Annotated in this window: 20 protein-coding genes and 3 tRNA genes; 5 read left to right on the plus strand and 18 right to left on the minus strand. The window is 68.5% G+C overall.

Going from position 1 to position 22265, the window contains the following annotated elements:
* Positions 1-47: 47 nt before the first annotated feature.
* Positions 48-896 carry a UbiA family prenyltransferase gene (locus ITJ49_RS07540; protein WP_194603499.1) on the plus strand — a complete coding sequence of 283 codons (849 nt, stop codon included), beginning with the start codon at positions 48-50 and terminating at the stop codon, positions 894-896.
* A gap of 59 nt (positions 897-955) precedes the next feature.
* Here ITJ49_RS07540 and ITJ49_RS07545 read toward each other — a convergent pair whose 3' ends face one another.
* The 7 genes from ITJ49_RS07545 to ITJ49_RS07575 form a co-directional block, all read right to left on the minus strand.
* Positions 956-2107 (minus strand): NAD(P)/FAD-dependent oxidoreductase, encoded by a 1152-nt coding sequence (locus tag ITJ49_RS07545; RefSeq protein ID WP_194603502.1) that lies wholly within the window; start codon positions 2105-2107, stop codon positions 956-958.
* Entirely contained in the window at positions 2100-2816 is a 717-nt protein-coding gene (locus tag ITJ49_RS07550; protein WP_370544409.1) for a methyltransferase domain-containing protein, read from the minus strand. Before ITJ49_RS07550 ends, ITJ49_RS07545 begins: the two co-directional genes overlap by 8 nt.
* Entirely contained in the window at positions 2813-4042 is a 1230-nt protein-coding gene (locus ITJ49_RS07555) for a type III polyketide synthase (protein WP_194603505.1), read from the minus strand. Before ITJ49_RS07555 ends, ITJ49_RS07550 begins: the two co-directional genes overlap by 4 nt.
* A 166-nt stretch (positions 4043-4208) precedes the next feature.
* Positions 4209-4282 (minus strand) — tRNA-Met (locus ITJ49_RS07560).
* A gap of 40 nt (positions 4283-4322) precedes the next feature.
* Positions 4323-4397: transfer RNA gene (locus ITJ49_RS07565), tRNA-Thr, on the minus strand.
* Positions 4398-4557: 160 nt separating this feature from the next.
* Complete coding sequence (locus tag ITJ49_RS07570; RefSeq protein ID WP_194603509.1) at positions 4558-5520, minus strand: aldo/keto reductase; 963 nt, start codon at positions 5518-5520, stop codon at positions 4558-4560.
* Between the two features lie 141 nt (positions 5521-5661).
* On the minus strand, positions 5662-6651 hold the full coding sequence (locus ITJ49_RS07575) for an aldo/keto reductase (protein WP_194603512.1): 990 nt from the start codon (positions 6649-6651) through the stop codon (positions 5662-5664).
* Positions 6652-6719: 68 nt separating this feature from the next.
* Between ITJ49_RS07575 and ITJ49_RS07580 the strand changes: the two genes are divergently transcribed.
* Complete coding sequence (locus ITJ49_RS07580; protein ID WP_194603514.1) at positions 6720-8405, plus strand: alpha-amylase family glycosyl hydrolase; 1686 nt, start codon at positions 6720-6722, stop codon at positions 8403-8405.
* A gap of 126 nt (positions 8406-8531) precedes the next feature.
* Here the strand turns inward: ITJ49_RS07580 and ITJ49_RS18190 are convergent, their stop codons facing one another.
* From ITJ49_RS18190 to ITJ49_RS07595, 3 genes are all read right to left on the minus strand, one after another.
* Complete coding sequence (locus tag ITJ49_RS18190) at positions 8532-9791, minus strand: M23 family metallopeptidase (protein WP_194603517.1); 1260 nt, start codon at positions 9789-9791, stop codon at positions 8532-8534.
* 346 nt (positions 9792-10137) lie between these two features.
* Positions 10138-10956, minus strand: coding sequence for an inositol monophosphatase family protein (locus ITJ49_RS07590; protein WP_194603520.1), 819 nt, complete (start codon positions 10954-10956; stop codon positions 10138-10140).
* 63 nt (positions 10957-11019) lie between these two features.
* A tRNA-Tyr gene (locus tag ITJ49_RS07595) sits at positions 11020-11101 on the minus strand.
* A 147-nt stretch (positions 11102-11248) separates the two neighbouring features.
* On the opposite strand from ITJ49_RS07595, the gene ITJ49_RS07600 reads away from it, so the two are divergent.
* The gene (locus tag ITJ49_RS07600) at positions 11249-11737 is read left to right on the plus strand and encodes a YajQ family cyclic di-GMP-binding protein (RefSeq protein WP_055959655.1); all 489 of its coding nucleotides are present in this window, start codon (positions 11249-11251) and stop codon (positions 11735-11737) included.
* 87 nt (positions 11738-11824) lie between these two features.
* Here ITJ49_RS07600 and ITJ49_RS07605 read toward each other — a convergent pair whose 3' ends face one another.
* The 4 genes from ITJ49_RS07605 to ITJ49_RS07620 form a co-directional block, all read right to left on the minus strand.
* The gene (locus ITJ49_RS07605; RefSeq protein WP_194603523.1) at positions 11825-12982 is read right to left on the minus strand and encodes a heparan-alpha-glucosaminide N-acetyltransferase domain-containing protein; all 1158 of its coding nucleotides are present in this window, start codon (positions 12980-12982) and stop codon (positions 11825-11827) included.
* A 22-nt stretch (positions 12983-13004) separates the two neighbouring features.
* On the minus strand, positions 13005-14357 hold the full coding sequence (locus tag ITJ49_RS07610) for a pyridine nucleotide-disulfide oxidoreductase (RefSeq protein WP_194603526.1): 1353 nt from the start codon (positions 14355-14357) through the stop codon (positions 13005-13007).
* 95 nt (positions 14358-14452) lie between these two features.
* The gene (locus ITJ49_RS07615; protein WP_194603529.1) at positions 14453-15532 is read right to left on the minus strand and encodes a polyprenyl synthetase family protein; all 1080 of its coding nucleotides are present in this window, start codon (positions 15530-15532) and stop codon (positions 14453-14455) included.
* A gap of 18 nt (positions 15533-15550) precedes the next feature.
* Entirely contained in the window at positions 15551-16282 is a 732-nt protein-coding gene (locus ITJ49_RS07620; RefSeq protein WP_199726158.1) for a demethylmenaquinone methyltransferase, read from the minus strand.
* A 132-nt stretch (positions 16283-16414) separates the two neighbouring features.
* Here ITJ49_RS07620 and ITJ49_RS07625 point away from each other — a divergent pair, with 132 nt between their 5' ends.
* Positions 16415-17635 (plus strand): isochorismate synthase MenF, encoded by a 1221-nt coding sequence (locus tag ITJ49_RS07625; protein ID WP_370544410.1) that lies wholly within the window; start codon positions 16415-16417, stop codon positions 17633-17635.
* Here the strand turns inward: ITJ49_RS07625 and ITJ49_RS07630 are convergent.
* From ITJ49_RS07630 to ITJ49_RS07640, 3 genes are all read right to left on the minus strand, one after another.
* Positions 17632-18543, minus strand: coding sequence for a PPK2 family polyphosphate kinase (locus ITJ49_RS07630; RefSeq protein ID WP_194603537.1), 912 nt, complete (start codon positions 18541-18543; stop codon positions 17632-17634). The genes ITJ49_RS07625 and ITJ49_RS07630 overlap by 4 nt on opposite strands.
* Positions 18544-18630: 87 nt before the next feature.
* A complete protein-coding gene (gene menD, locus ITJ49_RS07635) occupies positions 18631-20499 on the minus strand; it encodes a 2-succinyl-5-enolpyruvyl-6-hydroxy-3-cyclohexene-1-carboxylic-acid synthase (protein ID WP_370544411.1) in 1869 nt (622 codons plus the stop codon).
* Entirely contained in the window at positions 20471-20824 is a 354-nt protein-coding gene (locus ITJ49_RS07640; RefSeq protein ID WP_194603543.1) for a PLD nuclease N-terminal domain-containing protein, read from the minus strand. The genes menD and ITJ49_RS07640 overlap by 29 nt, the downstream gene beginning before the upstream one ends.
* Positions 20825-20899: 75 nt before the next feature.
* Between ITJ49_RS07640 and ITJ49_RS07645 the strand changes: the two genes are divergently transcribed.
* Complete coding sequence (locus tag ITJ49_RS07645; RefSeq protein ID WP_158613187.1) at positions 20900-21184, plus strand: DUF4229 domain-containing protein; 285 nt, start codon at positions 20900-20902, stop codon at positions 21182-21184.
* 109 nt (positions 21185-21293) lie between these two features.
* Here ITJ49_RS07645 and ITJ49_RS07650 read toward each other — a convergent pair whose 3' ends face one another.
* Positions 21294-22259 carry a 1,4-dihydroxy-2-naphthoate polyprenyltransferase gene (locus ITJ49_RS07650; RefSeq protein WP_370544412.1) on the minus strand — a complete coding sequence of 322 codons (966 nt, stop codon included), beginning with the start codon at positions 22257-22259 and terminating at the stop codon, positions 21294-21296.
* Positions 22260-22265: the final 6 nt, after the last annotated feature.

Consider the following 22265-nt stretch of genomic DNA (forward strand, 5'->3'; position numbering starts at 1 on the left):
GGCAGGGCGTCCCTTCCGAGACCATGGGGCCTCCTAGTGTTATCCCCATGCTTTCCAGGGCGAGGGATCTCGCGCTCTCCTCGCACCCGGGGCCGACCGCGGCCGTGACAGTGCTGTCGGCGCTGCTGGCGGCCTCGCTCGGTTACCCGACCGCCCGGATCCTCGTCCTCGCCGTGGCGGTCCTGCTCGGGCAGCTCTCGATCGGTTTCTCGAACGACTGGATCGACTCCGGTCGCGACCGGGCGACCGGACGGCACGACAAGCCGGTCGCGCAGGGCCGCATCAGTGTGCCGATGGTGCGCCGCGCCGCGATCGTCACCCTGGTCGCCGCCCTCGCCGTCTCGATCGCCCTCGGGCCCGCCGCAGCTCTCTGTCATCTCGTGCTGATCGCCTCCGGCTGGGCTTACAACGCCGGCCTCAAACGCACCCCCTTCTCAGTCGTGGCGTTCGTCGTCGCCTTCGGGATACTTCCCGACGTCGTCACGCTCTCCGGTCAGGAGGGGGTGCCCGCCGCGGGGTGGGCGACCGCGGTCGGAGCTCTCTTCGGCGTCGCCATCCACTTCACCAACGTGCTGCCCGACCTCGCCGACGATGCCGAGACCGACGTCCGCGGCCTCCCGCACCGACTCGGAGCTCGGGTTTCGGGCGTCGTGGCGTTCGCGGTGCTCGTGGTCGCGTCCGTCCTGGTTCTGATCGGCCCGGTCGCGGGCGACAACGACCGGGGTGTCACCCTCCCGGCCGTCTTCGGCCTCGTGATCTCGCTGGCGATCGCGGCGATCGGAATCCGGCGCGTTCTGACGATCCCGCCCGACCGTCTGCTCTTTCAGCTCGTGATCGTCATGTCGCTCGTCGTCGCGGTCTCGCTCGTGCTGAGCGGCGGTCGCCTCACAGCCTGAGTCGCGGGACAGCCTGATTCGCCGGACAGCCTGAGTCGCTTCGGTGGCTTAGGGGCAATTCAGGCCCAGGCCATCGCGTAGGTCCGTGCCAGCACTCGGTTCGCGGGGCTGCCCAGCAGGATCCCGAGGCCGACGTCGCGGGCGGTGCGCCGCACTCCCGCTGACGGCCGCCCCATGGCCATATTCACCTCGGCCTGCCTCGCTGCTCGACGTGCGCTGCGGAGCCGGTTCTGTTCGAACACCTCCAGCGCTTCGAACAGCGAGGTGTCGACGAGTTCGCGGCGGGCTCCGCTCACGAGGAGCGGTGCGAGCTCGGCGGCGTCGAGCCACCCGAGGTTCATGCCCTGCCCGCCGATGGGGCTGATCTCGTGGGCGGCGTCGCCGATCAAAACGACCCTGCCCCGCACGAGGCGCTCGGCAAGTCGACGGCGAGTGACGAATGCGCTCAGCATCGAGTTCGTCGCCGGGTCGACCCGCGTGCCGACCCGATCGCAGATGAGCGCGGCCACGTCGCCTGCCGTCGGCCGGTCGAGGGGTTTTCCGGTGTGGGCGACGAACCGTCGTCGTCCGCCGGGAAGGGGGAACGACTCGACGACCCCGTCGCGCTCGAGGTGGATGACCGCGTCGTCGCCCTCGCCGGTGTCGTCCCGGAAGTCGCCCATGACGAACGCGTCGGAGTACGCCCGGAGAGCCGCGGGGATGCCGAGGAGCTTTCGAACGGCGCTCCGGGCTCCGTCGGCCCCGACGACGAATCGGGCCACGTCGAAGACATCACGGCCCTCGTGGCGCGCGTGAAGCCGCACGTGATACGGGTCGACGTCGTCGATGGCCACGAGCTCCATCCCCCGCTGCAGGCAGTTCGGGGCGAGCTCGGCCAGGCGATCTGCGACAATCGCCTCGGTCTCGTGCTGGGGCAGAGAAGCGATGTAGTCGAACTGGGTATGGACGGCGTCGAACGACACCGTGCCGAGGGTACGACCGCCACTCCGAGCGATCCCACGGTGGATGTGCACGGCCTTCGCGGCGATGGTGTCAGCCACCCCGATCCGGCCGAACGCCTCCATCGACGGCGGGTGGATCCCGATGGCGCGGGAGAGCGGTGCGGGCCGCGTGCGCTTCTCCCAGACTGCGACGTCGAGACCGGCCTCGGCCAGCAGAGCGGCCAGGAACACCCCGACCGGGCCTCCCCCGACGACCACGACGTCACGCATCGGCGCCTCCCGGACTCAGCGTGAGCAACAGTCGAGCGGGCTGGAGTCGCTCGACGCGCCATTCGCTGCCGACGCGCGACCGCAACTCGGCGGGCGTGTAGCTGCGGCGGATGGACAGCAGGCCGTCCGGACGGATGAACGACCCGGCAAAGCCCACCCGGGTAGCCGCGGAGTAGGCGGCATAGGCGGTGCGGCTCCTCGCGATGTCGTTGTGGATCGCCAGCCGACGGGCCAGGACTCGGCTGTCGTCGAGGAGCGCGGTCAGCTCGGCGCCGGCGAGGTGGTGCAGCACATGGTTCGAGACGACGACATCGAATACGCGACCCTCCTCGACGAGGGCACGACTCGCCGTGCGCTCGTACCGGACGCCGTCGTCAGACGGGAGGGACAGCGCGAAGGCGTGGGCACGAGGATCCGGGTCGATGGCCGTCACCGAGATCGGGTGGCCGTCGCGACGCGACCACGCCGCGAGAGCCCGAGCGACGTCGCCGCCACCCGAACCGATGTCGAGGACGGTCAGGGGCGAGGGGCTCGCGGTGGCGAGCGGTCGGATCCTGCGCTCGTAGATGCGTCGCCAGCCCGACACGACACGGTTGACGAGGGCGAAGTGCCGATAGGTGCGGTCGAGGGCGACCACGTCGCAGTCGGGATCGTCCATGAGCTCGAGCGCACTCGTCTCGCGGGCGCGAAGGGAGGGAGAGGAGCTCACTCGCCGCCCCGCAGGGTCAGCAGAGCCGTCTCGACGGTGAGACCCGGCCCGAACGCCATGGCGCAGACCCGACGGGCCCGGCTGGCGGACGCACTGCCCCGATCGCCCGATTCAGCCGCGCGCGCTCCGGCCTCGGCCCCGACCGCCACGAGCTCGCGTGTCACCGGCGCTTCGGCCCCCACCAGCAGCTCGCGCAGCACGAACAGTACGGTCGCGCTCGACATGTTGCCGTGATCGCGCAGCACCTTTCGCGAGGCGGCGACCTGCGGCTCGTCGAGGGCAAGCGCCGTCTCGACGCGGTCCAGAATGCTGCGGCCACCGGGGTGAATCGCCCAGAAGGGCACGTCGGCCACCTCGAGCCCCGGCGACCTCGCCAGAAGAGAGGCCACCGCCGCGCCGATGTTCTGCTCCACGATCCGCGGAACATAGCTCGAGAGCACCATGTCGAAACCATGGTCGCCGATGGTCCAGGCCATGTCGGCGGCGCCGTCGGCGATAATCGTGCTCTCGAACGCGTCGAGATCGAGGCGCGGTGACTCGTCAGGCCCGGCGTGCGCCGACCCGACGACGACCGCTGCGGCAGCCCCATCGCCAAAGACCGACGCCGCGACGATGGCGTCGGGGTCGTCGTCGACGTGCAGGTGGAGGGAGCACAGCTCGACCGAGACCACGAGCACGACGGCTTCCGGGTCGAGGTCGCAAAACTGAGCGGCCATCTTGAGAGCGGGGAACGCGGCGTAGCAGCCCATGAACCCCAGGTGGAAGCGCTGCACCGACGGAGAAAGGCCGAGCTCGCGGACGAGCACGTAATCGGGTCCCGGCGCGTAAAAGCCGGTGCACGAGACGGTCACGACGTGCGTGATCTCGGAGACAGTGAGGTCGGGCACCGCGGCGATCGCCTTTCGCGCCGCCTCCACGAGCAACGGCTTCGAGTAAAGGGTGTAGGCATCGTTGCGGGCTGCCGTACCGGGATTCGCGACGAGGCCCGAGGCGATATCGAAGAGACCCGGGTCGGCGGTAACCGAAGGATCCGACGCCGACTTTCGGCGATCGAACTCGGCGAGAACGGAGTGCCGCGTGTCGATGGCCGAGGCATCGAAGGCGGCGGTGACGAGGCGCTTGCCGAGTCGCCCATAGCCGGGTTGCTCTCGCAGGAGGTCGCGCAAGTCGGGCTGATGCACTGTTGCGGCGGGCACCGCGGTCTCGATCGAGCGGATGACGGCCATGCGTCATGGTACGACCGCGCCAGGCTTTCGGCCCGCCGAGCCGGGCCGAGACCTCAGATTCGACGCCTCTGCGGGCACTCGAGGCGTCGATTTCGAGGTCTCACGACCTCAACCCCCAATATGCAAAAAAGGCCTCGCCCCGAGAGGGCAAGACCTTTGTTGCTTGTAGCGAGGGCGGGACTCGAACCCGCGACACCACGATTATGAGCCGTGTGCTCTAACCACCTGAGCTACCCCGCCGCACTGCCGACCTGAGGGCCGTCACCGGACTCGCGTTCGGTGGAGCCCCCTGTGGGAATCGGACCCACTACCTCTTCCTTACCAAGGAAGTGCTCTACCAATGAGCTAAGGGGGCGTGACCACTCTGATTCGACCCGGTTACCGGCCCGCGAATGGCACCACACGAGAATAGCAGGAGTTCGAGCCGCCTCGTGACACGTGACGCGCCGCCGAGATCGCAGGAGTGGTCGGGTGAAGTCGACCACTACTGCGATCTCGGCAGAGCGCGGTGCGGCCTAGGCCGACGCCGCCGAGAGCGCGGCCACATCGTCGGCCGAGAGGTCGAGCGTCGTCGCCGCGATGAGGTCGGGCAGCTGCTCCACGGTGCGGGCTGACGCGATCGGGCCGGCCACCGCGGGCTGCGCAATCAGCCAGGCCAGCGAAACGGTGGCGACCGATGCGCCGGTCGACTCCGAGATGCGGTCGAGCTCGGCGAGCACACGCCGACCCCGCTCGTCGAGGTAGGCACTGGCGCCTCCGGCACGGGGACTGTCGACGTCGACTCCGTCGCGGTACTTGCCGGTGAGGAACCCGCTGGCCAGCGACGAGTAGGGCAGCACGGTGACGTTCTCCGCAGCCGCGACGCCAGCGACCGTCGGGCCGCCGTCGGATCCTTCGACTTTGTCGCGTTCGACGAGGCTGTACTGGTTCTGGATCGCCGCGTACTTCGGCAGGTTCTCCGACTCCGAGAAACGCAGAGCCTGCTCGAGGCGCTGACCCGAGAAGTTCGAGGCTCCGATCGCGCGGACCTTGCCGAGCTCGACCTGCTCGGAGAGGGCCTCGACGGCCTCTTCGACGGGACGGTCGGTGAAGTCGCGGTGGGCGTAGTAGAGGTCGATGTAGTCGGTGCCCAAGCGCTCGAGCGAGTCGTCGACGGCGCGACGGACGATCTCGCGCGAGGTGCCCTCGAGGCCGGTGAGCATGCCCACCTTGGTGGCCACGACGATGTCGTCGCGGTTGCCGCGCGCCTTCATCCACTTGCCGATGATGACCTCGGATTCTCCCCCCGAGTTGCCCGGCTTCCAGGCCGAGTAGACGTCGGCCGTGTCGATGAAGTTTCCACCGGCTGCGACGTAGGCGTCGAGGATCTCGAACGACGTCGCCTCGTCGGCCGTCCAGCCGAAGACGTTTCCGCCGAGATTGAGCGGGAAGACGCTGAGGTCGCTCGACCCGAGAGTGGTGCGGGGTGCGTCGGTCATGTGACTCCTTCAGATCGGATGTTCTCTAACGCAACACCCGTTCGCCTCGGGAATTCTGAGAGCCGAGGATCCCGGTGGTCCCGGATCGAGGCATACACAGCGTCGAGCTCCTCCTCGACGAAGCAGCCGACAGACCCGTCCTCAGTCGTCGGCGTGCTGCGAGATGGTCGTGAGCTCGGTCATCTCGGCGTCGTCGAGGGTCAGCTGGGCCACCCCGAGGAGGTTCTCGAGCTGGATCACCGAGCGAGCGCTGGCGAGGGCGCCGACGACGTTCTGCTGCTGGACCACCCAGCGGATCGCCACGGCGGCCGGTGTCACCCCGTGCCTCGAAGCGATATCGGTGACGACGTCGAGGGTGCGCAAGTTGCCGGGCGTGAGGTTACCCATCGCTCGACTGCCCCGGGGCGAGTCGCCGATGTTGTCGCGGCTGCGGTACTTGCCCGTGAGGAACCCGCTCGCGAGCGTCGAATGAGGCAGCACGGCGAGCCCGAAGTGGTCCACCAGCGGCGACATGTCGGACTCGTACTCGTTGCGACGAACGAGGTTCCAGGCCGGCTGGACCGCCGCGAAGGGGTGGAGGCCGTCACGGTCGGCAATCGCGAGCGCCTGCCGGAGCCTCGCGCCGGTGTAGTTCGACACGGCGGGGTAGCGGATCTTGCCCTCGTCGACCAGCTCGCTGAAGGCGGCGACCGTCTCGTCGAGCGGAGTCTCGTCATCGTCGTAGTGCGCGAAGTAGAGATCGATACGGTCGGTGCGCAGCCGACCCAGCGAGGCCTCGACGGCCTTGCGGATGCTGGTGCGAGTGAGGCCCGGAGCGTCGGGGTGCTGACCCACCTTCGTACTGACGATGACGCGATCGCGGTTGCCGGGGCGCGCGAGCCACCGGCCGATGATCGCCTCTGACTCGCCGCCCGTGTTGCCCGGGAGCCAGGCCGAATAGACGTCGGCCGTATCGAGCACCCGTCCGCCGGCGTCGGCATAGACGTCGAGGATCTCGAGGGCGGTCGGTGCACCCACCGTCCAGCCGAACACGTTTGTTCCGAGCGCGAGCGGGAAGGGAGTCGCGTCGGGCGGGAAGAGGTCGGGCAAGGAGTCCAGGAGGTAGCCAATCCGGTCGGTTCGCACCACCATAACGGACCCGGTACTCCCCTGTGGACTCGTGCGGCTGAGAGCGACGCACCTGTCGTATCGTGGCTGTCATGCCTCTCGACGAGACCATCCAGACCGACGGCCCCCGACTCGATGGGGCCGAGTGGTGGCGTACGGCCGTGATCTACCAGGTCTATCCGCGCTCCTTCGCCGATAGCAACGGCGACGGCATCGGCGACCTCCCCGGCATCACCTCGCGCCTCTCGGCGTTGGCCGACCTCGGCGTCGATGCCGTATGGCTCTCGCCGTTCTTCACTTCTCCGCAGAAAGACGCCGGTTACGACGTCGCCGACTACTGCGACGTCGACCCTCTCTTCGGCACCCTCGACGACTTCGACGCGCTCCGGCGCCGGGCTACCGAGCTCGGCCTGCGAGTGATCGTCGACCTCGTCCCCAACCACTCCTCCGACGCGCACGACTGGTTCCAGCGCGCGCTGGCGGCAGCTCCGGGCTCCCCCGAGCGCGCCCGCTATCTGTTCCGCGACGGGCAGGGCGAGAACGGCGAGCTTCCCCCGAACAACTGGCAGTCGGTCTTCGGCGGCGCCGCGTGGAGCCGCGTCACCGAAAAAGACGGCACGCCCGGCCAGTGGTACCTCCACCTCTTCGACTCCTCGCAGCCCGACTTCGACTGGGAGAACCCCGAAGTCCGCGACCAGTTCCTCGACGTGCTCCGATTCTGGCTGGACCGCGGTGTCGACGGGTTCCGCATCGACGTCGCCCACGGTCTCATCAAGAAAGAGGGGCTTCCCGACTACACGCCCCCGAAAGACGCCGGCAGCATGGGCGGCGGCCTCGCCGAAGACCAGACGCCTCCGTATTGGGCTCAAGACGGAGTGCACGACATCTACCGCTCGTGGCGCGCCCTTCTCGAGACCTACCCGGGCGACCGGATCCTGGTGGCCGAGGCCTGGGTGGAGCCGCTCTCGAAGCTCAGCAACTGGGTTCGCCCCGACGAGATGCACCAGGCGTTCAACTTCTCGTACCTCGAGAGCGGCTGGTCGGCACCATCGATAAAGGGCGTCATCGACTCGTCGCTTGAGGTGTTCGACAGCGTCGACGCCCCCAGCACCTGGGTGCTCTCGAACCACGACGTCGTGCGCCACGCCTCCCGGCTCGCGCTCACCGCCGACAACGCCCAGGGTGCGGGCATCGGGCCGAAGAGTTCGGGCCTGCCCGACACCGCCGTCGGCCTGGCACGGGCTCGCGCGGCCACCGCCGTGATGCTCGCCCTCCCCGGCTCGGCCTACATCTACCAGGGCGAAGAGCTCGGGCTTCCCGAGGCGATCGAGCTGCCCGACGAAGCCCGGCAAGATCCCACGTGGTTCCGCACGGACGGCGAGCGCTACGGCCGCGACGGCTGCCGTGTGCCGCTGCCCTGGGAGGCCGCATCGCCCGCCTTCGGGTTCAACACCACCGGCGAGTCGTGGCTCCCGCAGCCCGAGGCATGGGCGCCCTACGCGCGAGACGCTCAGGAGGGCGACACCGGCTCCACTCTCGAGTTCTACCGTCTGGCCCTGGCCCTGCGTCACGAATTCGCTTTAGGATCCGGCACGGTCGAGTGGCTGCCGGGTTACGGCCCCGACGTGGTCGCGTTCCGCAACGGTCAGATCACCGTGATTGCGAACACCGGTACGGTGCCGGTCGAGCTCCCCGTCGCCGACGAGCTCCTCGCGACTGTCGAGCTCGAGGGAGCGGCGCTGCCTGCCGATGCGACGGTGTGGTTGCGCGTGTCGTAGTGGCCGCGGGCCGGCGTCGCCGGCGTTGATCCGCCAGACGTCTTACGGACAAAGCCACCTGCCGCGGCAGGTGGCTTTGTCCGTAAGACGGAGGAAGTGCCTCTCAGGCACACCGGCAAGAGCGGCTCAGGCGGCGCCGGCGTTGGCCATGAGCCACGGGTACGGGTCGACGGGAACGCCGTTGAGATGGATCTCGAAGTGCAGGTGGGCACCCGTGCTGTTGCCGGTCGAGCCGACGTTTCCGACCTGCTGGCCGACCTTGACCGTCTCGCCCTGGGTCACCTTGATCGACCCGGCGACCATGTGCGCGTACACGCTCGTGACCTGCTGGCCGTTGATCGTGTGCTCGATCCACACGTTGTAGCCAAGGGCGCCGCCGCCCTGCTCGACCTTCGACACAACGCCGTCTGCGACGATCTGAATGGGGGTTCCGGCGCCGGGGATGAAGTCGAGACCCTGGTGGAACGTGGAGCAGAAACCGCAGTTCGCGACCTGGCGGGCGCCGAAGCCACTCGAGATCGGCACTCCGGTCGCGAACGGCCACTGGACTGCAGCCGTGGAGTCGTTGGTGAACGCACCCGCGTTCGCCGACGAGACGGTCGTGTTGAGGTTGGTCACCGAGTACCCGTCGCGGCCGACGGAGGCGTCGGAGACGGCTCCTGATGCGACGTACTGCTGGCCGCCGGTCGCAGCGACTCCGCCGACGGTTGTTCCTGACTGCGCGGCCGCGGTCAGCTTGAGAGCGACGTTCTCGGGGGTATCGACGAAGTAGGCGTTGGCCGGCACGGAGGTCGCGACGATCGTCGCGCCGACGAAGACCATCGCGCCGAGCACTCCGAAGCGACGTGTGCGCTGGCCTCGGAGCTGCGCCGGCGAGCGACGGGGTGCCACGACAGGCGCGGCCACGGCTGCCGCACGACGAGCCCGAGCGGTCGCACGAACGGAGGCGCGTGGGGCCGCGAGACGGGGCTCTGCAGCCCGGGGGGCCGTGCGGGCAGGAGCGGCGGGCTGGGGGGCCGTCGGCATCACGGTGGGGACGACGGGCACCTCATCGGCCGCGGCGGGCGACACCGTGAGAACGGGTGCCTCTGCGAGCGGAGCCTGAACGGGCTGGTCGGCCGAGGGCCGCACGAACGATGCCCCTTCACGTGCCTCTCGGAGCGCGCGGCGCGAGCCGGGTGCTGCGGCAGCGGCAGGTGCACTCGCCGTGGCGACGTCGGAAGACTCGACGGGGGCCGCGCCGGAGCGAAGAGGCGTCACGGCCGAAATCGAGCCGGTGGCACGCTCGCGGGCACGCAGCTCGCGTCGAGTGAGAGCACCACCCTCGTTGTCGACCGTCACGGGTCGCGTCGCCGAGGAACTGGCTTCGTGGCCCTGAGACGTCACAGCGTGGATTCTCCTCGTACTCGATCGGTGCCTTCATCGCTCGCTGACTCACTCAGACGGATTTCGGGGAGAAAAACCATCGAAGTTGGCGCAGCGAGTGGCGGCGTAGTTTTCGGGTGTTCGGTGACGTCGACTCCGGCAAGATAAAACCAAATCGGCCGGATTGAGCGGGAACGGACACACTCACTTCGACGACGACTTCACCACCATACAGAGAGATCGACGGTTTGGCGAGACGCTGATATTCACATTCTGTGATTTGTCAGGTTGAGCACGCCGAGGGGCTGCTGGCGCGTGCACGAGTGAGGTGCGGATCCTTGGGGGTCGTCCGCTCGACTCCTTCGCCCTAGAAACCGCAGTCGGCCAGAGCGCTCGCCAACTCGGCCCGAATGCCCGGAGCCGACACGACCGTAAGGTCGCGGCTCGCGGGAGCTCCGGCCGGGGTCAGCACCGAGGCGCCGGCCTCCTCGGCAATGAGGATTCCGGCAGCGTGATCCCAGGGCTGGAGTCCGCGCTCGATGTAGGCGTCGAGCCGCCCGACAGCGACCGCGCAGAGATCGAGCGATGCCGCCCCGATTCGTCGGATGTCGCGCACACGCCCGAGCAGAGGAACGAGGCGAGTCGCCTGCTCGACGCGCCGGGCGGGATCGTACGAGAAGCCCGTGCCGACGAGCGACTGCGACAGATCGGTCGGGCCCGTGACCTGCAGAGGGACGCCGTTCAGTGCCGCACCGCCACTACGGGTGGCGCTGTACTCCTCGTCGAGAACGGGGTTGACGACGCACGCCGCCAGGGCGGTCCAGTGCCGAGGATCCGGCTCCCCCGACACCACAGCGATGCTCACCGCGTACATCGGTATGCCGTAGAGAAAATTGACGGTGCCGTCGATCGGGTCGACGATCCAGGTGAGGCCGGTGGTCGACGGCTCGGCGCCGCTCTCTTCGCCGAGAAAACCGTCGCCCGGACGCTCAGCCGCCAGACGCCGCCTGATGAGCGCTTCGACCTCGCGATCGGCGTGGGTGACGATGTCGACGGCGCTCGACTTGCTGGCCGCCACCTCGACGCCCTCGGCACGGCGCCGGGCGGCGAGCGCTCCGGCCTCCCGTGCGATCGACCGGGCCGTCTGCAGCAGATCGGCGTTGGTCGGGCTGGTGGCGTTGGTCATGGCGTCCTCCACAAGACGACACCCCGCGGCACGGGTGCTCGCGGGGTGTGGTCGTTCTGATCGTGGCAAGTGAGGGATTCGAACCCCCGAAGGCTACGCCGGCTGATTTACAGTCAGATCCCTTTGGCCGCTTGGGTAACTTGCCAGATGCGCTTCTCGTGCCACTCGGGCAACCGAAGGCGCGCACCTACAATACATGGCGTTCGGGGTGGTCTCGACCACTGGGATCCTCGTCGCCCGCGGTCTCCACCTCCTCCCCGCCACCGACCGGAGGTTCGCTAGGCTGGCAGGCATGGCAGACAGTACTTTCGACGTGGTCAGCAAGGTCGACTCGATGGAGGCCGACAACGCCCTCAATCAGGCCCGCAAAGAGGTCGAGCAGCGCTACGACTTCAAGAACGTCGGTGCCTCGATCGAGACGAGCGGCGAGAAGGTGCTCATCAAGGCGAACACCGAGGAACGCGCGAAGGCCGTCCTCGAGGTCTACGAGTCGAAGCTGATCAAGCGCGGCATCTCGCTCAAGAGCATCGACGCTGGCGACCCCTATGCGAGCGGCAAGGAGTATCGCATCGAGGTCTCTATGAAAGACGGCATCGACCAGGAGGCCGCGAAGAAGATCAACAAGCTCATTCGCGACGAGGCTCCGAAGGGCGTCAAGAGCCAGATCCAGGGCGACGAGTTGCGCGTCTCCTCCAAGAGCCGCGACGACCTTCAGGCGACGATGGCTCTACTCAAGGGCGCCGACCTCGACGTCTCGCTGCAGTTCGTCAACTTCCGCTGAGCGCGTCAGCGGGTAGCAACCGAGACGAACCCGAGGATCCGGCCCAGCCGACCTCCCCTGCGGCACTTGAGGCGAACTAGGCCCCGCTCACGCCACCGGCGGCCCGGTTGGGGGTGCCCACTGTCGGGCCGCCACCTCACGCGGAGCAGGCGCGACGCGCTTAGCCATGCCCCCGATGGCGCGCTCGAACGGGCCCGTGCGACCGCCCCACAGCGTGGCCACGAGGGCGCTGCCGCCGACGAAGCCCACCCAGACCACGGTGTCTCCGGTGCGTGTGAGCGTGTCGAGAAAACCGCTGTGAAAGAGGAACGCGATCGCCACGAGGTGCACCGAGTAGATCGTGAGCGGCAGGGCTCCGACCCGGGCGAGCAGCCGGAACGGCAGCATCGCCGACGATGCGAGCCGGAGCCGGGCGAGCAGACCGCACACGCCGATCACCGCGAGCGCGACCCCGGCCGACCCAACCATGTCGACGAGCGTGGACGAGTGCGGTTCGCTGGCGAACACGAAGTCGCGAAGTCGCACTTCAGCGCCCGACTGGTAGAACCGTCCGCCGGGCAGAACCGCCTCGCCCACGCTGTAGGCGATCAGCGCCAGGGCGAAGCCGAGGCCGAGCAGTCGCCCCAGCACGCGAGGTGACGAGAGATCGGAGCGCCCGACGGCGAGGCCGACGAGCAGGTAGGCGGCGAAGGTCGCGAGCGGGTAGTACAGCAGGATCTGTTGCCGAATCTGCCCCGTCTCATACAGCGGAGTGAGCGAAGCGAACGAGATCGGCATCGCCACCAGGGCCAGGCCGGCAGCGACGAGCAGCAGCGCCCGACGCGGCCAGGACAGCGCCGGCAACAGCACGACGAAGAGCAGCCCGTACGTGGAGAGGATCACCGCGACGGGAGTCTCGAGAAGCATCAGCAGGATCCCGAGCACGAAGATCAGGATCCCGCGGACCGCGACCCGCTTCCGGGCCGTCGACAGCGCCGCACCCGTGAAGCGATGGCTCCGGCCGGTCACGAGGGCCAGAGAGACCCCCGCGAGCGTGGCGAACAGCACCGACGACCGACCGGCGACGATCGACCACCAGGTCGTGGGTTCTGTCCAGTCGACCGGCTCCTCGACGAAGACGAGGTGCGCGGCGAACATGCCGAAGAGCGCGATGCCGCGAGCGGCGTCGATGCCCACGAGCCGGGACGTCGGTCGAGGTGCGGTGGGCACGACCGCGGGGCGAGCGTTCGGATCCTGCGCTGTCATGGTCCGGGCCCCGTCACGGCGGCTACTCGCCGCGCGACACCTGGATCATGTCGTCGCGGGGCACGACCTTGACGCGCGCGCGGCCCTGCGGTTCGCCCAGCGCCATCTCGTGCTCGTCGAGACGGTGCCAGCCGTCGAGGTCGGTGTACTTCACCCCGCGCGAGTCGAGCAGCTCGTTGACGGACTCGAGCGACGGCTCGGACGGGGTCCACCACGACGCCTGGTCGGTGAGAACGTGGCCGACGGTCTCCATCGCGTCGCTCTTCGTGTGGCCGATGAGCCCGATGGGGCCGCGCTTGATCCAGCCGGTCGCGTAGACGCCGGGCACGAGCTGGTCGTCGTCGTCGAGCACCTGGCCCTCGTGGTTCGGGATCACACCGCGCTTCTCGTCGAACGGGATGCCGTCGAGTGGTGAGCCGAAGTAACCGACGGCACGGTAGATCGCCTGCATCGGAATGGTGCGCATCTCTCCGGTGCCCTCGACGCCACCGGCGCCGTCGGGGCGGGTGCGCTCGTAGGTGAAGCCGGTCACGCGGCCATCGGCGCCCTCGACCCGCACGGGCTTGGCGTAGAAGTGCAGGTGCAGGCGACGCGAAGCGCTGCCGGTCTCGCGCTGGCGCCACTGGTTCAGCACCTTGTCGATCACGAAGACCTGCTTGTTCGTCTTGATCGCCGTCTTGGACGCCTCGTCGTAGTCGAAGTCTTCGTCGTAGACGATCATGTCGACGTCGCGCAGCTCACCGAGCTCACGGAGCTCGAGCGGTGAGAACTTCACCTGCGCGGGGCCGCGACGCCCGAAGATGTGCACGTCGGTGACGGGAGACGCCTTGAGCACGTCGTAGACGTTCTCGGGGATCTCGGTCGGCAGCAGGTCGTCGGCGTGCTTCGCCAGCATGCGCGAGACGTCGAGAGCGACGTTGCCGACGCCGACGACGCCGATCGAGTGCGCGTCGAGGGGCCAGGTGCGCGGCACGTCGGGGTGGCCGTCGAACCACGAGACGAAGTCGGCGGCGCCGTAGCTGCCCTCGAGCTCGATGCCGGGGATGTCGAGGTCGGCGTCGGCGATCGCACCGGTGGAGAAGATCACCGCGTTGTAGTGCTTTTTGAGGTCGTCGAGGCTGATGTCGACGCCGTAGCGCACATTCCCGAAGATGCGGATGTCGCCGCGGTCGAGCACGTCGCGCAGCGCGTTGATGATGCCCTTGATGCGCGGGTGATCGGGGGCGACGCCGTAGCGCACCAGACCGTAGGGGGCCGGCAGCTGCTCGAACAGGTCGATCTGCACGTCGAACTGGCGTTCGGCCTTCAGGATGATGTCAGCGGCGTAGATACCGGCGGGGCCGGCTCCGACGATGGCAAGACGGAGGGTCGTCACGAATTGAGTCCTTCGGTGGTGGTGAAAAGGTGTGCGTGCTGAAGCGCGTGAGCGCTGGCGCTGATCGTTCGGAGCCGAGGATCCGACGGCTCGGCTCAGGCGGTCCGCTCCACGACGCGCTGAGCGAACCGTGTCAGGGCCTTTTTGACGGGCCCCTCGGGCAGCGGGGCGAGTGCGGCGACCGCCTCGTCGGCCCAGCGCTTCGCCTCGTCGTGCGTGCGACGGGTGACGTCGTGCTCGCGAAGCTGGCGGACCGTGTCGGCGAGATCGGCTTCACTGACCGCGCCCCCGGCCGTGGTGGCCTTGACGTTCGCCTCGATCTCGCTGAGGAGCGCCGACGAGTCGATGTCGGTCTGCGCCTCGACGCGGAGGTACATGAGCGGCAGTGTCTCGACGCCGGCGAGCAGGTCTGTGCCGGCGCGCTTGCCGGTCGTATCCGCCTGGGGCGACAGGTCGATGACGTCGTCGATGAGCTGGAAGGCGACGCCGATCTTCTCGCCGAAGTCGGAGACCGAACCGAGGTACTCGCGGGGAGCATTCGAGAACAGCACGCCGACCTTCGCGGCCATCGAGATGAGCGACCCGGTCTTGTCGGAGAGCACGTCGAGGTAATGGGCCACGGGATCGTCGTCGACGCGCGGGCCGATCGTCTCGTGGAGCTGACCGAGACAGAGGCGCTCGAAGGTCTGGGCCTGAAGCCGTATGGCCTCTTCGCCGAGGTCGGCGACGATGGTCGATGCGCGAGCGAACAGCAGGTCTCCGGTGAGGATCGCCACGTTGTTGCCCCAGCGAGACTGAGCGCTCGGAACTCCGCGGCGCATTGTCGCCTCGTCCATGACGTCGTCGTGGTACAGCGACGCGAGGTGGGTGATCTCGACGGCCTGCGCGGCCGACACGACCGAATCGGTGGCGCCGTCGCCGAGCTGCGAGATGAGAAGGGCGAGCGTCGGGCGAATACGTTTGCCGCCGGCAGCGAGCAGGTACCGGCTGGTCACGTCGGCGAGATCGTCACCAAAGGCCATCTCGACGAGCAGGCCCTCTTCGACTCGCTCGAGACCAGCGTCAATCGCCGCGACGAAACGGCGCTCCGACGCGGAGGAGAACAGTTTTTCGGCGAGGCCCAACGACGAGCTCAAGCCGGCGGTGCGGCGGGCCGCCGGTGCACTGGGTTTCACGGGTTCACCTTCGGTCGATCAGGCGTGGGGAGCCGACGACGGGCGACGGGTCGAGGAGGCAGGCTTGCGGCCGCGATGCAGGGCAACGATGCCGGCCGTGAGGTTGCGGTACGCCACGCGGGTGAAGCCGGCGCCGCGAAGCCACTGGCTCAGCACCTGCTGCTCGGGCCACTTCTCGATGGACTCGGCGAGGTAGCTGTAGGCCGGCGAGTTGCTGGAGGTGACTTTGGCGATGCCGGGCAGCACGTGCCGCAGGTACGCCTGGTAGCCGAAGCGGAGGCCGGCGAGGGGCGGAGTCGAGAACTCGCAGATGACCAGGCGGCCACCCGGCTTGAGCACACGGTACATCTCGGCCAGCGCCGTCTTGGGGCGGTTGACGTTGCGAAGGCCGAACGAGATCGTCACGGCGTCGAAAGTCTCGTCGGCGAAGGGGAGCTCTTCAGCGTCGCCGACAATGAACTCGAGGTGCGGCTGACGCTTGCGCCCGACCTCGACCATGCCAGCTGAGAAGTCGAGAGCGACGACCTCGGCCCCGGATTTGGCGATCGCGGCAGAGCTCGTGCCGGTGCCAGCGGCGATGTCGAGCACCTTCTCGCCCGCACCCGCACCGATCGCCTTTACGGTGGCAATACGCCAGAGCACGGCGTTGCCCGCGGAGAGGATGTCGTTGGTCACGTCGTAATGCGCAGCCACCCCATCGAACATGGAGGCAACCTGCTGCGGTTGCTTGTTCATATCGGCCTTGGTCACGGCTGCGATCTTACCGGCAGGGCCTGCACCCGGGCCGAGTGCAGGTGGCGCACGGCCGATGCACGACGAACGCCCAGGTCGACCGGACGGAACTCCGCGAGCGGCCCGAGGGAGCGTCGTTACGATGAGGGAGTGAAGCTCCACGTGTCGACAACCCGCATCGACGACATCGCCCCTTTCCTGGCCCACATCGACCCCCACGACCCCCTGCTATTCATCCGGCGGGGCGAAGGGATCGCCGGAATCGGCGAGGCCGTCCGGCTCGAGTTCTCCGGGCCGGAACGGATGCGTGAAGCGGCCGAGGCGTGGAGGCGGCTCGCCGCCGAGGCGAGTGTCGACGACGAGGTCGCCCTTGCGGGATCGGGCCTCGTAGGGTTCGGATCCTTCGCTTTCTCCGACGACTCGAGCGCGGTGAGCGTGCTCATCGTGCCGCAAATCATCCTCGGGCGGCGCGACGGCGTCGACTGGCTGACCCGGGTCGACGGCGCCGACTTCGGCGAGCGCTTCTCGCTCGGCGACGAGGTGCACCTGCAGCTCGACGAGCCGTCGTTCTCGGCCGACGCGTACGCCGCGTCCGTCGAGAGGGCGGTCGAGGCGATCGGGCGCGGCGAGGTGAGCAAGGTCGTTCTCGCGCGACCGCTCGACGCCGAGCTACCCGAGGGAGCCGACCTGCGTCGCATCGCCCGCGATCTGGCCTTCGCCTACCCCGACACCTACACGTTCGCCGTCGACGGCCTCATCGGCTCGAGCCCCGAGACCCTCATCCGCTCCGAGAAGGGCGAGCTCAGCGCCCGAGTTCTCGCCGGGAGCGCCGGCCGCGGAACGGACGCCGCCTCCGACGCCGCCGCCGCCCTCGCCCTCGCAACCTCACAGAAAGACCTCGACGAGCACGCATTCGCGCTCCGCAGTCTGCTGATGTCGCTCGACGGATACGCGTCTCGGATCCTGACCGGAGAATCGCCGTTCACCCTCAAGCTGCCGAACCTCTGGCATCTGGCGAGCGACGTCACCGGCCAGTTGACGGGCGACTCGAGCAGCCTCGACCTGATCGACGCGCTGCACCCCACCGCCGCCGTGGCCGGTACGCCGACGGCCGATGCTCTGCGCCTGATCGCCGCGCTGGAGCCCTTCGACCGCGGCCGCTACGCCGGCCCCGTCGGGTGGGTCGGCGCCGACGGCGACGGTGAGTGGGCAATCGCGCTGCGGTGCGCCCAGGTGGTCCGCGCCCCCGCTGGCGAGACGGCGACGATTCGCGCCTTCGCCGGTGCGGGTATCGTCGCGGAGTCGGAGGCCGGCCGCGAGGTCGCCGAGACGACGATGAAGTTCATGCCGATCGCCGACGCCCTCGGTTAGCGGGTCGCCCCGTCCGCCACTATGGAGCGGTCACACGTGATCGACGACGCGCCACGTCCCCAGCTCGTCGCGAGCCGCACCTTCTCGGTCTCGATATCGAAGTCGGCGGCCGGCCACTCGAGGTCGAGCCCGCGAAGAGCCCCGATCAGCAGCCGCTGTACGGCCACCCGAGCGAACCACTTCTTATCAGCCGGCACGACGAACCAGGGTGCCACCTCGGTCGACGTCTTCCGCAGAGCGATCTCGTACGCCTCCTGATACTCGTTCCAGACGAGCCGCTCGTCGACGTCGCCCGGGTTGTATTTCCAGAACTTGTCGGGGCGCTCGAGCCGCTCCCCCAGTCGAGCCTTCTGCTCATCGGACGAGATGTGCAGCATGACCTTCACGATCGTCGTCCCGGACGCCGCCACTTCCGCCTCGAACGCGTTGATCTCCTCGTAGCGGCTCTCGATGACCTCCGGGGCGACGAGCGAGCTAACCCGCCCGATGAGCACGTCTTCGTAGTGCGAGCGGTCGAAGACGCCGATCATTCCGGCATCGGGAAGCTGGTTGCGCATGCGCCAGAGGAAGTCGTGCGCGAGCTCCTCCTCGGTCGGACGCTTGAATGCGTGGTGCGCGACGCCCTGCGGGTCGACCGCTCCGACCACGTGGCGGACGATCCCGCCCTTGCCGGCGGTATCCATTGCCTGCAGCACCAGCAGCACGCTCTTCCCGCCGCTCGCGCGCGAGTCGGCGAACAACTTCTCCTGGAGCTGGGACAGCTGCTCGGCCCCTGATTCGAGCGCCTGCACTCCGTACTTCTTGTCACCGTCGAATCCCGGGGTCGAGCCCGGATCGATATCGGCGAGGCGCACGTCGGCGCCCACTCGAAGAGACTCGGCCGGCTCGGTCTTCCATGTCTTTGCCATGCGGCGACTCTATGCCCGGCACCCGACCGCGCCCCGACCCGACCCCACGCGAACCCAAACGACGAAGAGACCAGGATCCGATGAGCGTCACCGAGCGAGCGGTACCTCGATCAGCACCGGTCCGCGCGACCCGGCCAGCGCCTGCTCCAGCTCGCCGCGGGTGGATACCCGCACGTACTCCCAGCCGTAGGCCTGGGCGAGTTTGTCGAACGAGGCGACCTGAGGCGTCAGCTGCACCCTGGTCATCAGAGCTTCCGGGGCAACGCCCGCGACCTCGAGCCCGTCGAAGATGGTGCCGCCGGAGTCGTTTCCGACGATCACCTGGATCCTCGGCTTCGCCTCGCCGACACCGAACAGGAGCGACCCCGCATCGTGCAGCAGCGTCAGGTCTCCAACGAGCACCCGCGTGATCCCGCCCGCGCCATCTGCCCACTCTTGAGCGGAGGCGCCACTGGTGCCGCCGGCCTGCGCCGCGAGACCGATGCCGGTGGCTGTCGCGATGGTGCCGTCGATCCCTGCGAGGCCGCGGTTCGCGTGGACGGCGATCCTCTTGCCGGCGACGTGCACGTCGGCCTCGCGGATCAGTCGCGACGCCCCGAGGACGAGCCGGTCGTGCGGCCAGGTGAGCCGCCACAGCGCCTCGACGAGTGCACGCCGCGTGACCGGTCGCCGGATCGCCTCCACCTCACCCCGAAGGAACTGCGCCCGGGAGGCGCTGTCTTCGGCAACAGCCGCCTCGAGGTCGGGGGCGGTCTCGTCGTCGTCGAGCTGGGCCCGGCCGGTGTGAACCCAGGATCCGACCCACCCGCGATGGGCACGGTCGTCCGGGTCGTGCGCGCCGCTCGTGACCTCGACGGCGTCGATCACCGTCGCGCTCCTGCTCGGGTCGTACGCCTCCGGCACCCCGCCGCGCACCACGATCACCTCGACGCCCTCGCGCTTCAGCAGCGCCGGGATCTGTCGCGTCAGCGTCGGATGCCCGAAGACGACCACGCGCCGGACGGCGCCGCCGAAGCCCACGTCGTCGAGCAGCAGGCGGTAGGCGGGCACGAGGTTCGGGCCGAATCGTGCACCGCTCGAGACCTCGGCGACGAGCGGAGCGCCGAGCAGGCGGGCGGTCTCTTCGGCGACGGGCCCGGCCGCGTGGCCGGCCACCACGACGGTGGCCGGGTCTGCATCGACCTCGAGCGCGAAGGGTGTGTGGGATGCGGGGAGGGTGGGCGCGGATCCTGCGTTCTGGCCGTGTTTCTGGGTCTGGTTGCTTGCTCGGCTCTGCTCTCGCGCCTCGGGAAGCGTTGTGACCGGGGCGGAGAGCGGCTCGCGGAAGGCGATGTTGAGCTGGACGGGGCCGGGGGCGACGGGGTAACCGGGCGAACTGGAGCGCCCGAGGGCCGCCGACATCGACTCGCTCACCAGCTGGCGGACGGCGTCGGCGTCGACACCGGTGTCGGACGGGGCCTCGAGGTCACGGAGCAACCGCAGCGACTCGCCGAACAGGGCCGACTGGTGGGTTGTCTGGTTCGAGCCGATTCCGCGCATCTCGGTGGGGCGATCGGCCGTCAGCAGCAGGAGGGGGACCCCCGAGTGGTGAGCTTCGAGGACGGCCGGATGCAGGTTCGCCACCGCGGTGCCGGACGTCGTCACCACGGCCGTGGGGATTCCGCTCTCGATGGCGAGACCCAACGCGAGAAAACCGGCCGACCGCTCGTCGATGCGCACGTGCAGGCGGAGACGCCCCGCCGCCTCGAACTCCGCGGCCGCGAGAGCCAGGGCCTGAGACCGGGATCCGGGGCTGAGCACGACATCGCGAACGCCAGCGGATTCGAGCTCAGCCAGAAGGAGGACGGCGAAATCGGTCGCGGGGCTGCCGCTCGGAGCAGGGAGGGTGGGCACGTCATCAGTGTGCCACCCGGTGGTGGAGGGACGGTCAGCGCGTGGGCTTGCCCGGGCCGTCATCATCGCGCTCGGCCAGCTCCTCTTCGAGCTTGCGGATGCGTTCGTCGAGCGACTCCCGCTCACGGTCGCTCACCGGTGCCGCAGCCCGACCGAGAAAGTCGGGGTCGTCGTCGGGGGCGATCAGGCGCGGGCTGTCGGCGCGGCCCGCCTTGCCGAGCAACAACCACAGGACGGCGCCGATCACCGGCAGAACCACGATGAGGAGTGCCCAGATCGGTTTGGTCAGCGAACGCATACGCTGTCGCTCGGTGAAAGCGCAATCGACCAGGGCATAGACGATGAAGGCGACCGCAGCCACCAGAAGAACGATCAGCCCTTTGACCATGCCGTGAGCCTAGGCGGGGCACCTGAGAGAGTCGCTCGAAGGGGGCGCAAAATCGCCTGACCTAGACTGCTCCACGTGAAAGCTGCTCTTCTCTACACGGGTGCCCGCATCGGGCTGTTCGCGGTCCTCTTCGCCGTTCTGAGCCTCGTGCCGGTGTTCACCGTCTACGTCGCCGCGGGCGTTGCCGCAGTGCTCGCGCTGTTGATCTCGTACATCTTCTTTGGCCGGCTTCGCGCGGGCGTTGCCGAGAACCTCGCCAAGCGCCGTGAGGCTCCCGCACGCGACGACGACGCCGACGCCGAAGACGCCGGGCTCGACCGCAAGCCGGCTCGTCGCGCTGCGCCGTCAGAAGAGGACTAGCGGCCGCGGGTTGTGACCGTATGGCTTTGCTAACCGTTTCACGCACCACTTACCGAAAAATCAGTACGCACTGCGTGAATCGGTTAGCGCAGCGGCGTCGCGCTGTGAGTCAGCCGAGCTGCAAAAAGAACATCACGGCCGCCAGCGCGAGCGAGAAGGCCAGCGCTGAGAACGACGACAGCTTCAGAGCGAGGATCATCTCTTTCGGCGTCTTCGCTGTCACGCCGATGATGAGCGCGGGAAGCGTCAGGATCAACGTGAAGTAGACATAGCCGCCACCAACGTAGAGTGCGACGAAGTAGGTCAGCAGCACGTAAGGCACCAGCAGGAAGAGCGCGTAGACGATCCGTGCGCCGCGCGCACCCAGGAGTACGGCTAGCGTGCGCTTACCGGCCTGGGCGTCTTGGGGGATGTCGCGGATGTTGTTGATCATCAGCACGGCGCACGAGAAGAGGCCGATCATCACCGCCATGACCCACCCAAGCTCGGTGACACGGTGTTGTTGCACAAACTCGGTGCCGAGAGTCGCGACCAGGCCGAAGAAGACGAACACAAAGATCTCGCCCATCGCGTTGTAACCGTAGGGGCGCTTGCCCCCGGTGTAGAACCACGCGGCGATCACACAGACCGCGCCCACGAGGAGCAGCCACCAGAACTGGGTGACAACCACGATGGCGATTCCCGCGAGAGCGGCGACGCCGAATGAGACGAACGCGACGTTGCGAACACGCCTGGGATTGGCGACGCCACCCCCGGTGAGACGGGCCGGTCCCACGCGATACTTGTCGGTGCCGCGGATGCCGTCGGAATAGTCGTTGGCGTAGTTGACGCCGATCTGCAGGAACAGCGCGACCACTAGGCAGAGGACTGCGAGCGGCCAGTCGAACGCATTGGACTGGTTGGCGGCCGCACTGCCGAGAGCGACCGGTGCGATGGCGAGCGTGAGGGTGCGGGGGCGGGCTCCCGCGATCCAATCGCTGGCCGTCGCCTTTCGCACCGGAACGCGGCCCGGTCGCCCGCCCGGACGACCGGCGGGTTTGCGCGTGGACTTGCTCTTCGACTTCGACTGGGACACGCCGGA

It is taken from the genome of Frondihabitans sp. VKM Ac-2883, from assembly GCF_015350875.1.
GTDB lineage: Bacteria > Actinomycetota > Actinomycetes > Actinomycetales > Microbacteriaceae > Frondihabitans.